This window comes from Aquiflexum sp. TKW24L, assembly GCF_023502205.1.
Classification (GTDB): domain Bacteria; phylum Bacteroidota; class Bacteroidia; order Cytophagales; family Cyclobacteriaceae; genus Cognataquiflexum.
This window is the reverse complement of record NZ_JAMFLG010000006.1, coordinates 175,252-187,184: the sequence shown is the minus strand read 5'-3', so window position 1 is coordinate 187,184 and position 11,933 is coordinate 175,252. Positions and strand designations below refer to the sequence as shown.

Here is an 11,933-nt window from a genome sequence, read left to right as displayed (position 1 = left end):
AATTGGAAGATTGGAAGATTGGAAGATTAGGGTTTAAGGTTAGGAAGTTGGGAGGTTGGGAATGTTGGGAGGTTAGGAGGTAGGGAGGTTGGGAGGTTGGGAGGATTAAAATTTAGATACGTTTTAAGGAATTTATTCAAATGGTTTTAATCGTAAACTTTTGATTTTTAACAATTTGACTAAATAAATTAAATACTTTGCATATGGGTAAAAAATGAACCTGTATATCCGCTTTTTTACCACCATCTCAATTTAACAAAATGACCTCGACTTCGCTCGGCCACCGGATATTGAATGAGGACTAGGAAGGGAGGAAAATGCGGCTGCGCCGCATTTTCCTCCCTTCCACTAAAAACAAAACCATCGGGCACCGAGCGACTGTTGGTGAGCCTGTCGAACCAAGTCTAGGTGTAAATCAAAATAAAATTCGGCCATTGGTGTCATTGCGGACAATCATAAAAACACCAAATTAGGACTGGAATATCAATCAATATCCAATCCTAATTTCACCTAAGCCATACAAAAAGAATCACCCCTTCATCAAATCCCTCAACTCCGTCATGGTATTTCGGATATCGACGATGCTTTCCCACTCACGGTCTTTTTCTCCATGCTCGATGCCCACATAGCCATGGTATTTATGAGAAAGGACTATTTTCATCATTCTATTATAGTCCAAGGCAGATTCCTTACCTCGGTCATCCCAAACCGTAGGCTTAAGACTTACTCCCTTTGCCTTGGGCATCAGCTCATTGACACCACGGTAGGAATCATAAGAAACTACCCTTTTGTCATCTGAAAAGATTTTGAAATTGCCAAAATCAGGCAAGGTCCCTGCCCTTCTGTGGGCGGTCTGTTTGATCAATTCGGCAAGCCACCTAGCATTGCTGGAAAATCCGCCATGGTTTTCGATCACGACATTGATGTCAAAATCATCGGCAAACTCACACAATTGCCTCAGTCCAGAACTGCAGACATCAATCGCCTGCTGTTCGGCTTTTGGATCCTCGCTCCAGGGTACTGCGGTGTAGGCATTGACCCGGATCGAATGGCATCCCAAAAACTTGGCAGCCTCCACCCATTTTTTGTGGTTTTCTACTGTTTGCTTGCGCTCTTCGGACGTGGCTGCACCCAGCATCCCCTCTCTGTCACACATAATCAAAACCGAAGTGACTCCCTCTCCTTCAGCCCGGGTTTTCATTTCCTTGAGGTAGTTCATGTCTTGGGCTTTGTCCATAAAGAACTGATTGACATATTCCACCGCATCGATGCCATGCCTCTTGGATAGCATGGCAAAATCGAGGTGGTCCATTTTTCCGGCGAACAGCAACCTGTTTACCGACCATTCGGCAAGTGAAATCTTGAATAAAGGATCTTCATTTTTCATAGAAAATGCAAATTGGGGAAGGCCAAAGGTCAGTGCTGCTGCGGCGACTCCGGCGTGTTTGATAAATTCTCGTCTGTCTTTCATTTTTTGGTTAGGGTTGGTTAAAGTAAATTCTTTAGGCACTCAAATCTTGCCAGTAAGCGGGAATTTTGATCCAAAATTGTTGGAAGTCGGAAGACCGAAGACCGATGTGGCGGTCTTTTTAGCATTGAACCATGCATCTTTTTTCATTTACTTATTATTATGTAAAATCAGATTTCCCAACCGGGTCTGTAGTCACGGGTCAGGAATTTATTGGCATTTTCATCATTGGTGATTTTCAGGGCAGCGGCGTCAAAGTCCACTTTTTTATTTGCCCGCAAGGCTACTGCACCGAGATTGATGGTATCGGTGATGGTTTGGGCACGGATAAAACTTCCAGGAGTTTGTTGGCCCGACAGGATGGCCTCCACCCAAGCGTCAGTATTTCGCACAACCGTCCTCGAATCTATTCGCTCAGAAGCAGGTCTTTGGCTCATTTTACTTTCAGGAAGCAGCACGGGATTTTCACCCCGGAAACCTCCAAGAATTTTGCCTTTGGTCCCCACAAGCATCAAGCCTTCGTCGGGAGTATCCCTTCCATCTATTTCGAGCTCCTCGGAGGCAAATGGCTTCATCCCCCCATCGTACCAAAACAGGTCAAATGCCGGCAGTGCTTCCTGCTCGGGAAACTTCCACTTGATCATACTGCTCGCTGGAAATGCGACATCGTTTTTGACCCATTGGTAAACTTGGTTGATTTCCTTGCGGGAAGTGGTGCCATAAGCCCTAGCGCTCAAAGGGGATTTGGTGATTCCCAAAGTCTCAAAAAGCGGGAACAAACTGTAATGTCCCATGTCTGCGACCGATCCGCCTCCAAACTCATACCATCCACGGAAAACATTGTGGGTATAGTTGGGATGATAGGGCATATCAGGTACAGGCCCAAGCCAGAGCTCCCAATTGAATCCTGTGGGAATTTGCTTCACCTCGGTTGGCCTTTTGGTCCACTGTTGCCAAACAGGACGGTAAGACCAATTGTGGATTTCTGTTAGGTCGCCGATAAGACCTTCATCCATCCAAGCCTTCATCTGCCAGTATTCAGGCCGGTCCGACCACGCCAAAAGATGCGTAATCACTCTTGTTTCCTTTGCTTTTTCGATGACTTTTCTTCCTTCCAATAGCCGGTTGGAAATCGGTTTGTGGGTCACGACATGGATACCCTGAGCCATAGCTGCCAAAGCAATCGGCGCATGGGTATGGTCGGGTGTCATGATTTTGATAGCATCGATGCCTTTTTCTTTGGCAAACATTTCCCTAAAATCTTCATAGGAGGCGCAACCCTTGTATTTTTTGGTGGGTTTGTTCTTGGCATAATATTGCTCCACATAAGCCTGTCCGACATTCCGGCCGCCGGGGATTCCGGGAACATTTTCCCACCACGAGTCATCGCCCAAGACTTTGCGGATGTCATTGCGGATGCCATTAGCGGACCAATCGATATAGTCGGTGCTGTATTGGTTGGAATCACAGACTGCCACGACCCTGACATTTGGATTTTGGAGCAAATCCCCCATTTCACGCAGGCCTTGGGTGCCGCAGCCAATGTTGGCCACAGTGACCTGGTCTGAGGGTGGAATCTTGCCGCTTCCGGCGATAACATGGGACGGGACGATGGAGATGGACGCTGCGACGGCAGCTGCCGAACCGATAAATTCTCTCCGGTTGATTTTATTGGATTGATCCATTGGTCTTACGTTATTGAAGGTCAATAAATTACCCAAAAAGAACCGAAATTACAATCTTCCTTTTTTGAAGATCTTTGAAATCCGAAATCAAAAAGGATTTAGAAGTAAAATCTCATTTAATCTTCAAGTCTTCAGGATTTTGCCTTACATCCCAAACTGTATGAATCACAATTGATTCAGGTGTAATTTCATAGTACAAAATGTAATCTCCGACAATGAGACCTCTCACACCTTCAAGATCAGTAATTACACCAATTTCAGGTTGTTTTTTTAGAAGGTTAAGTTCTTTAGAAAATCTCGAAAATAATTTTTTCGAGTAAAAAGTATTCCCATTCCTTTCTGCAAAAAAATCAAGAATCTCAAAAAGTTTGATTTTTGCCCTATGGGACCAGATTATTTTTCTTTTAGCCATTTGCCAAATTCAGCTTCAAGTTCACTTTGATCAACAAATTTACCAGCTACAATTTCTTTCCTGGATTCTTGAATTTCCAATTTTTGCCCCTCAGACAATAGCATTACCTCAGATTCTATTTTGGTTTCTAAGATGGTTCTAATTGCCTTCAAAAATTGTTCATCATTGATCTCCGTAATTCTTTGAATCAATATTTTCTTCAATTCCACACTTGTCATATCGGCGAGTTTAATACTTTAAAGATAGGATTTCTAGAGTTAATTTCAACTCAAGAAGCCTTTTCATGACTCAGAATTCTGCGATGTATTATTTAGCGGTTCTTTGAATTTCCCCTTCAACCCAAACAACGGCCTGACCCAATTCCATCTCCTGATGCCGAACTCGTAGATCAGATATTCATTAAAGATGTTTCCAGATTTTACTGCGCCTTAAATGGGGCATTGTAGAATTCCGAAATCTGGGTCCCAATCTTTATTAATTTTCCGAAATGATAGAAAACTTATCTTTCCACTGATGGGATTTATTCCTCCATTGGTATAAAATTCCCCGATTCTCTAAACCACAGGGCCTAGAACAAGGTTTACTAAATTTCACGAACACTATTTTGATAGCAATTCCCATGAAAGTTTTCACCAGTTCAGTTTTTTACTGCTTTTTATGCTTTGTGTTTTTTATCTTAATTCCCACGGTTTCCCAAGGTCAGGTCCAATCATTTACGATCAAAGGAACTGTCATCGATGCCGATTCCAAACAACCGGTGCTCTTTATGCAGGTTGCCTTATTCAAGCCGGGTGCGGATACCCCGGTGACATTTTCAGATACCAAGGACAATGGGGAGTTTTCCCTTTCTGCCCCAAATGGCAATTATGAATTGAATTTCTACCTGATCGGGTACGACAAAAAAATCATGGCAGATATACGCCTGAATGGCAATACTGATCTTGGAAAAATCGAGGTTAAAAGTGAAAACCAAAATCTGGAAGAAGTCGTGGTGCAGTCCAGCAAATTTCCTTTTCGCGCAGATTTAGAAGGCATCACCATCAACCCTGATGCCAACATGTCTAACCTCGGTGGAACCTTGCTTGACATCATGAGAAATACGCCTTCGATCAGTGTCAGTGATGATGGCACAATCGCGCTGAGGGGAAGTACAGGAACCAACATCCTCATCAATGGACGAAACTCCTCCCTGACTCAAAATCTCGACCAACTTCCTGCAAGTGCTGTGGAGCAAATCAAAATCATCAACAACCCAAATGCAAGGTTTGACGCGGATGCTGAAGGCGGCGTGATCGACATTATCCTCAAAAAAGGGGAAGACCTCGGCACCAATGGAAGTACAGAACTGACTTATGGGACACGGGGAAGGATGAATACCGGAGCAAGGTTTAATCACCGGACCTTCAAGTACAACATCTATGGCGGGTATAACTACAGAAACTGGAAAAATGTCGGGAAGAGAACTTCAGACAGGATACTTTTCGAAGAAGATGAACGCCTCCTTCAGGAAACTGACATGGAAACCCAAAATATCGGACATACTTTCAACTATGGCGGGGATTATTATTTTGGTAAGAATATCATCAGTTACGAGGGAGTTTTCACCACCAATCTAGACAGTCAGATAAACACGCTCTTTTCGCAACTCAACAGAAATTCCACAGGAGAACCTATTTTGGACTTTGTGAGAAGAAATAATGAAACTGAAGACGATGACGGTGTGGACAATGCGATTGTCTATGAGAGGACATTTGACAATCCAGATCAGTCATTCCGGTTTTTAGCCAGCAGTTCCTTTAGAAACCAATATAAGGTTCAGAACATCGATATTTTCAATAATACACTCGAGGTGGATCCCGAAAACCGCACCGGTCAGGAGCGGGGATTTACGGATGAAACCAGAAACATCTATGTTTTTCAGGCGGATTATATCCATCCAATTTCTGAACAAAAGAAAATAGAAACAGGTCTGAAATCTATTTTGAGGGAATTTGACAATGATTTTATTTTCCAGAGATTTCAGGAAGGAAACCAGGATTTTGTCACCGATCCAAATGTCAGCAATAGGTTTATCTACAAAGATCAGGTATATGCGGGTTACTTTATCTATGCGGCATCTTACGATAAAATTGATTACTCCTTTGGGCTGAGGGGAGAATATACCAACCTCAATACCGAACTGATCAACACCAATGAGATCAACAAGCAGAATTACCTCAATCTGTTTCCTAGTGCGCAGGTGCTGTACAAAATGGATGAGGAAAATTCCTTGAAATTTACTTATAGCCGAAGAATCGATCGACCAAGACCTTGGAGACTCAATCCATTTCCGGATATCACCGATTCACTCAGCATCAGAAGGGGCAATCCAAACCTTCAGCCTGCGAAAATCCATTCACTAGAGTTTGGCCACATGCTCAATAGATCAAAATCAAGCTTTACTACCAATGCATTTTTCAGACATGTGGATGGGCAGGAAGACATGATTACCATAGTCAAAGACGGCATATCTTACATTCAGCCTGAGAACCTGAACACGGCGGTGTCTTATGGTTTGGAATTAATCGGATTGGGAGAAGTCACCCCGTGGTGGAATATCAGCGGTGGTCTGACGATGTTTAGGATCATTGTTGATGGTTCCAATGTTGAAAATGGAGCGATCAACAAAGGTTTTGCGTGGAACACCAAACTCACGAGTGATTTCAAACTTCCTTGGGGAATCAATTTTCAGATTGTGGCCAATTACGATTCTCCCGAAATCGAAGCCCAAGGAAGGGACCTTTCCCAATATTTTGTGGATGCAAACGTGATGAAAACATTCTTTCAGAATCGGGGAAGCCTTGCCTTGAGTGTGCGTGATATTTTCGATACCCTGAGATTTGCAGGCGAGAACAGAACTGCGGCATTTTCACAGGATTTTTATTCCAAGATGGAAACAAGAATATTTTTGCTGAGTGCTAAGTTTAATTTTTAATTGGGATTGCTGATTTCAGGTCAATCACATCCAAGTCAAAAACTTTCTAACCTCCTGAATGATTATGGTTTTTTCGTTTATGACCACTTGATCATTTTGGTTTAGGGTAAGAATATATCCGATGTCCATTTTCAAAAATTCCATTGCTTCCATCAGTCCATTGATTTCCCTATCCCTGTTATCAGGGTGCAGCGTGTCACAGACTTGTATCAACCACTTGCAGGAATTACCTTCAAAAACCACAAAATCACATTCCTGACGCTCTCTGAAATAGAATAGTTTTTGGAATTTTTTTCTCAAGTTCAAGTAGACAAGATTTTCCAAAAGCCTTCCTTCATCTTTGCTGAAACTCAAAGAATTGGATTTCGCAAAACCGGTATCTATACAATAGACTTTTTTTGGATTTTTGGAGATACTTTTCGCTGACCAACTGAACCTTGGAAGATAAAACAGCAAATAGGCATCTCCCATCCACGAAAGGTAATCCGATACGGTGGTGGGAGAGCCAACGTTAAAATTGTTTCTGAGACCATTGAAACTCACTTCTTTACCGATATTGGAAACCAAATATAGCGCGATATCCATCAGGACATGGGTGTTTTTGATCCCATACCTGACAGCGATATCCCTGAACAAAATGTCCTTGAGGAGCATCTGCAATATTTCAGGATTTTGATCACGGAGAAATTCCGGAAATCCCCCACATTGCACATATTTTTTGAAATTTTCCAAAGTATCCTGAAAAGAGAAATACAATAAGTATTCCCTATATGAAAATGGAAATACCTCATGACTCAGGTACCTACCCGTCAATCTTGTCCCCAACTCCCTACTAAAGAGTGAAGCATTGGATCCAGTTACAAAAACCTTCGCTCCTCTTTCATGAAGCTGTCTGACAAAAACTTCCCAACCGGATACATTTTGGATTTCGTCAAAGAAGTATGCCTCCACATCATGTCCGATTACCTCATCCAACTTAGAAAAGTCACCGACTTCAAAACCAAAAACCCGCGAATCTTCGAAATTAAAATAAGCTACTTTGTTATAAAACCTGTTTGCAATCTGTCTCATCATGGTGCTTTTACCACATCTCCTGATACCTGCAATAACCTCGATATGGGAAGAAGAAGGATTCAATGTCTTGAGGTAATCCCTCTCGACAAATCCATTCTCCTTTTCCAAAAGATTTTGCTGACCCTTATATGCCGCTAATACATCTTCTTTAAAAACCATGACTTCAACAACTTAACTCAACAAATGTAACGTTTATTTTGTGAAAGTAAAATAGTTTACATTATAGAAATACATTAATATACTTTTACAGCGTAAACTATCTATTTTTTGTAAATTATTCACTATCATTCAAACATATTTATAAAAGTATTCAAAGGGATCCCTACAACTGTAGAAGACAAGAAAGTAGCAGAAAATCATATTTAATTCTATAAATTGTAAGCCTTCCCAAATTATAATGGGCTAAATCTTTGATATTCTTCTTTAAACTTTAAATAATGATTGAAAGCAGCAATGTCCCGGCCTTTGAAGGCATCATGGTTCCGATGGTGACACCTTTACTTTCCAATGGGGAATTGGACAAAAAGGGTGTCGAAAGGGTGGTCAAGCATTTGGTCAACGGAGGCGTTCAGGGGATTTTTATTTTGGGCACCACCGGTGAAGCAGCAAGCTTGAAGCCGGTGATAAAAAAAGACCTGATCGAAATCTCCTGCAAAGAAGCCAATGGAAAAATTCCAGTTTTTGTGGGAATTACCCATACTTCTCTGGAAGTCAGTCTCAAATTGGCAAGATCTGCCAAGGAAAATGGCGCTGTGGCGGTGGTGGCAGCATTGCCCTATTATTTTGCTTTGGATCAGGATGATATTTTTCACTACTATGTCAAACTAGCTGACCAAAGTCCACTTCCTTTGTTTTTGTACAATTACCCGGTGATGACCAAGTCCACCATTGCTCCCGAAACGGTGCTGAAGTTGGCAAAGCATGCCAATATCATTGGATTAAAGGACAGTTCGGGCAATGGGGTTTACTTCCAAAAATTGATCCCTATCAAACAGGAGTATCCTGAATTTTCCCTGCTAGTAGGCCCGGAAGAAATGTTGGCGCAGGCTATACTTTCAGGTGCGGATGGAGGGGTAAACGGCGGTGCCAATATTTTCCCATCTCTGTATGTACGGATGTTTGAAGCAGCCAAAGCCAGGGATTTTGAAAAAGTCGATCAGATTCAATCTCTCATTTTGGAGATTTCAAACGGCCTATACAATTCCAGTCCAAAGAGTTCAAGCTACCTTTGCGGCGTGAAGGAAAGCCTTTATTTTTTGGGGATTTGTGAGCCCCATCTTGCGACTCCCTTACTTCCTGTGGACAGAAAACACAAAGAAGACATCATTCAAAACTTGGAAAGAATTCTCCTGAATATCAAAAATGTTTAATATGTATGTTCGCAATGATGCCAGTAAATAAGATATCTATTCTAATTCTGGTATGCGGACTTAATAGCCCGATACATCCGACTTTCGACTTCGTCCCGCTATCGGGATCCGTCCCGTTTGAAGAAAAATATGGCTTTCCTGGCAGAGAAGCGGATAACCATAATGATTAATTCCTGAATTCTTTTACCCAAACCATGAAAATCAACAGCCTCGATCTGATCGTTTTCCTGATTTATATGCTTGGAATCGTTGGTTTTGGGGTTTCCTTTTACTTCAGGAAAAATTCAGCAGCTGATTTTGTCACCGGCGGGGGAAAATTACCGGCTTGGGCATTGGGCATGTCGATTTTTGCTACTTATGTGAGCAGCATCAGTTTTTTGGCATTGCCGGGAAGCGCCTTTCAAGGCAACTGGAATGGTTTTGTTTTCAGCTTATCGATTCCTGTCTCTGCTTTGATCGCTGTCAGGTATTTTGTCCCCCTTTACCGAAAACTCCAAAGTCCTTCCGCTTATGCTTTTTTGGAAGAAAGGTTTGGTCCTTGGGCGAGGATTTATGCATCGAGTTGCTACCTACTCACCCAACTCGCGAGGATGGGTGCCATCTTGTACCTCTTGGCTTTACCGATGCATGTTTTGTTTGGCTGGAGCATTCCTTTTATAATCCTTTTTACCGGTTTGGGTGTGGTGGTCTATGCTACTATGGGTGGGATTTCGGCTGTGGTTTGGACCGACGCGGTACAGGGAATTGTCTTGATTGCAGGTGCTGTGGGCTGTTTCGCATTGATTGTCATAAATATGCCGGAAGGAATCACTCAGATTTGGGATATCGCCCAAAAAGAGAGTAAGCTTTCATTGGGAAGTCTTTCCTCGGACCTTGGTCAAAGTACCTTTTGGGTGATTTTGGTCTATGGGCTATTTATCAATCTTCAGAATTTTGGCATTGACCAAAGCTATATACAGCGGTACAAAAGTGCCAAAACGGAGCAGGAAGCAAAGAAATCCACTTGGCTTGGTAGCTTGCTTTACATCCCTGTTTCCCTGCTATTCTTTATGATCGGGACGAGTTTGTATGCCTATTACCAAGTTTTTTCAGACACCTTACCTCTCGAACTCCAAACAATCGAGCAAGCCGATAAAGTCTTTCCCTACTTTATAGCGACTGTTTTGCCACCGGGAATTTCGGGAATGGTGATTGCTGCCATTTTTGCCGCCGGAATGAGTACGGTTTCTACGAGTATCAACAGTTCGGCAACGGTTATACTCGAGGACCATTTCAAAAAATACATCCATCCCAATCCCTCTCAAAATAGCCAAATCAGGGTTTTGTATGTCGCTTCTTTGGGGATGGGGATTTTAGGTCTGCTCGTTGGCCTGGCCTTCAATGGCGTGGAAAGTGCTTTGGGGGCTTGGTGGGCTTTGGCTTCGATATTTAGCGGAGGCATTTTGGGTTTGTTCTTTTTGGCCCTCTTGGGAAAAACCAAAACCAATATTGCCGCCATTGCCGCAGTACTATCCGGATTGGCAGTGATCGGGTGGATCAGCTTGGGAGAATTCCTACCTGAAGCAATCAAACCTTCCTTCCTGCTGCATAAAAATTTAGCCATCGTCTTTGGGACAATGGCCATTTTCTTGGTGGGTTTTTTGCTCGGATGGATTTTCAGCTCCAGCAAAATTATAAAGGGATTGGTTTAATCATCCTTTTTTACAGCCAAAGGACTATCGGGAAAAGTATCGATGACATTGCCGTCTTCGTCTATCGAGACCAAACTCCAACGGTTTTCTTCCACAGTAAGCAACGTAAATGCCCTGATAGATTGGGCTTTGTTCAGGTACCAAGTACTGTCGACTGAATGGATTTTTCTTGGCGTGACGCCATACGAACCGTCACCGACATAGATGATTCCGGCTTCGTTGACTTCCATATTCTTGATCGGAAAGGTTCTTTTGTAAGCATGGTCATGATTTTCAAAGGCAATTTCTACTCCGTTGGCTTCAAAAATTGGGGTCCATGTTTCCCTGACTAAAGTCTGTACCGTTCCGGAATATTCCCTCACGGACGGAAAAGCTGGCACGTGATAAATCGGGATTTTGTGATTGACTTTTTTCCTTTCCTCAAATGTTTTTGTTAACCAATCCGTTTGGACCCCAAGAATCGGATTGGAATGCTCTGTATCCAAAATGATCAGACTCAAGTAATTTCCGAAGTCAAGAACATTGTATCCGGGCTGACCGGGGAATGAAAATAAACTGTAAAAATACGGAGCGATGCGTGCCCTGAATTCATTGTTTTGAACGTAACCTTCGTGCTTGGTATAATATCCGCCAACCACCTCATGATTACCCGCGGCAACAATACATGGCAAAATTCTTTTGTCGGCCGTCACCAAAGTGTTTTTATAAGCATCAAACCAATCATATATCCTTTGGATATTTTCTGCAAGGCCATTTTCGTATGCCATGTCTCCACCGATAATCACAAAGTCCGGATCTTGGGCAGTCACAACACGGTTGGTCTTCTCCAACCATTCCTTTTGATGCATGGAATCCCCACCTATGGCGATTTTGAGGGATTTGTTGTTGAGGTTCTTTGGAAGCGTTCGGAAGTAATAAACCGATTCCGACGATGCAAACTTGAGTTCATATTCGGTATTTGGCCTCAAACCCTGAATCCCAACCCGGTGGATATACCTTGAAGAGAAGGGATAAGGCAACACATCACTTTCGAGTGATTTCCACTTCTCTGTTCCTTTTTTCCTTAAATACAAAGTCGTCGGATTAATCTCATCCATATGCCAATCCACGTCCATGGTCGTGGTGGGATCCGAAGTCCACGTCAAGTAAAAAGCATGGGGTTCTGTCTGGGTAAATCCAAACTGAGCGATCAGGACAAAGCTGAGAAGGAAAAGGGTTCTTTTGAAGTTTATCATGGGAGGAAATGGTTATTGGTAATT

9 protein-coding genes are annotated in these 11,933 nt (G+C 42.6%); 3 read left to right on the top strand and 6 right to left on the bottom strand.

Annotated features, from left to right (window positions below):
* Window positions 1–529: 529 nt before the first annotated feature.
* From M3O96_RS06345 to M3O96_RS06330, 4 genes are all read right to left on the bottom strand, one after another.
* The gene (locus tag M3O96_RS06345) at window positions 530–1,471 is read right to left on the bottom strand and encodes a sugar phosphate isomerase/epimerase family protein (RefSeq protein ID WP_249719487.1); all 942 of its coding nucleotides are present in this window, start codon (window positions 1,469–1,471) and stop codon (window positions 530–532) included.
* Window positions 1,472–1,638: 167 nt separating this feature from the next.
* Complete coding sequence (locus M3O96_RS06340) at window positions 1,639–3,153, bottom strand: Gfo/Idh/MocA family protein (protein WP_249719486.1); 1,515 nt, start codon at window positions 3,151–3,153, stop codon at window positions 1,639–1,641.
* 112 nt (window positions 3,154–3,265) lie between these two features.
* On the bottom strand, window positions 3,266–3,565 hold the full coding sequence (locus M3O96_RS06335; RefSeq protein WP_249719485.1) for a type II toxin-antitoxin system RelE/ParE family toxin: 300 nt from the start codon (window positions 3,563–3,565) through the stop codon (window positions 3,266–3,268).
* On the bottom strand, window positions 3,547–3,774 hold the full coding sequence (locus tag M3O96_RS06330; RefSeq protein WP_249719484.1) for a hypothetical protein: 228 nt from the start codon (window positions 3,772–3,774) through the stop codon (window positions 3,547–3,549). Before M3O96_RS06330 ends, M3O96_RS06335 begins: the two co-directional genes overlap by 19 nt.
* Before the next feature lie 410 nt (window positions 3,775–4,184).
* On the opposite strand from M3O96_RS06330, the gene M3O96_RS06325 reads away from it, so the two are divergent.
* The gene (locus M3O96_RS06325) at window positions 4,185–6,539 is read left to right on the top strand and encodes a TonB-dependent receptor (protein ID WP_249719483.1); all 2,355 of its coding nucleotides are present in this window, start codon (window positions 4,185–4,187) and stop codon (window positions 6,537–6,539) included.
* A gap of 24 nt (window positions 6,540–6,563) precedes the next feature.
* Here the strand turns inward: M3O96_RS06325 and M3O96_RS06320 are convergent, their stop codons facing one another.
* Window positions 6,564–7,772, bottom strand: coding sequence for an ATP-binding protein (locus M3O96_RS06320; protein WP_249719482.1), 1,209 nt, complete (start codon window positions 7,770–7,772; stop codon window positions 6,564–6,566).
* Between the two features lie 278 nt (window positions 7,773–8,050).
* Here M3O96_RS06320 and M3O96_RS06315 point away from each other — a divergent pair, with 278 nt between their 5' ends.
* Window positions 8,051–8,983 (top strand): dihydrodipicolinate synthase family protein, encoded by a 933-nt coding sequence (locus M3O96_RS06315; protein ID WP_249719481.1) that lies wholly within the window; start codon window positions 8,051–8,053, stop codon window positions 8,981–8,983.
* Between the two features lie 194 nt (window positions 8,984–9,177).
* Window positions 9,178–10,674: a sodium:solute symporter family protein gene (locus M3O96_RS06310; protein ID WP_249719480.1), complete on the top strand. Its 1,497-nt coding sequence runs from the start codon at window positions 9,178–9,180 to the stop codon at window positions 10,672–10,674.
* Here M3O96_RS06310 and M3O96_RS06305 read toward each other — a convergent pair.
* Window positions 10,671–11,909 carry a purple acid phosphatase family protein gene (locus M3O96_RS06305; protein WP_249719479.1) on the bottom strand — a complete coding sequence of 413 codons (1,239 nt, stop codon included), beginning with the start codon at window positions 11,907–11,909 and terminating at the stop codon, window positions 10,671–10,673. The two genes, M3O96_RS06310 and M3O96_RS06305, sit on opposite strands and share 4 nt — an antisense overlap.
* Between the last annotated feature and the right edge of the window lie 24 nt (window positions 11,910–11,933).

Excerpts from the sequence above, each read along its gene's own strand:
- M3O96_RS06310 (WP_249719480.1), top strand. The coding sequence starts at position 9,178 with ATGAAAATCAACAGCCTCGATCTGATCGTTTTCCTGATTTATATGCTT.
- M3O96_RS06315 (WP_249719481.1), top strand. The coding sequence starts at position 8,051 with ATGATTGAAAGCAGCAATGTCCCGGCCTTTGAAGGCATCATGGTTCCG.
- M3O96_RS06345 (WP_249719487.1), bottom strand. The coding sequence starts at position 1,471 with ATGAAAGACAGACGAGAATTTATCAAACACGCCGGAGTCGCCGCAGCA.
- M3O96_RS06305 (WP_249719479.1), bottom strand. The coding sequence starts at position 11,909 with ATGATAAACTTCAAAAGAACCCTTTTCCTTCTCAGCTTTGTCCTGATC.
- M3O96_RS06335 (WP_249719485.1), bottom strand. The coding sequence starts at position 3,565 with ATGGCTAAAAGAAAAATAATCTGGTCCCATAGGGCAAAAATCAAACTT.
- M3O96_RS06325 (WP_249719483.1), top strand. The coding sequence starts at position 4,185 with ATGAAAGTTTTCACCAGTTCAGTTTTTTACTGCTTTTTATGCTTTGTG.
- M3O96_RS06320 (WP_249719482.1), bottom strand. The coding sequence starts at position 7,772 with ATGGTTTTTAAAGAAGATGTATTAGCGGCATATAAGGGTCAGCAAAAT.
- M3O96_RS06340 (WP_249719486.1), bottom strand. The coding sequence starts at position 3,153 with ATGGATCAATCCAATAAAATCAACCGGAGAGAATTTATCGGTTCGGCA.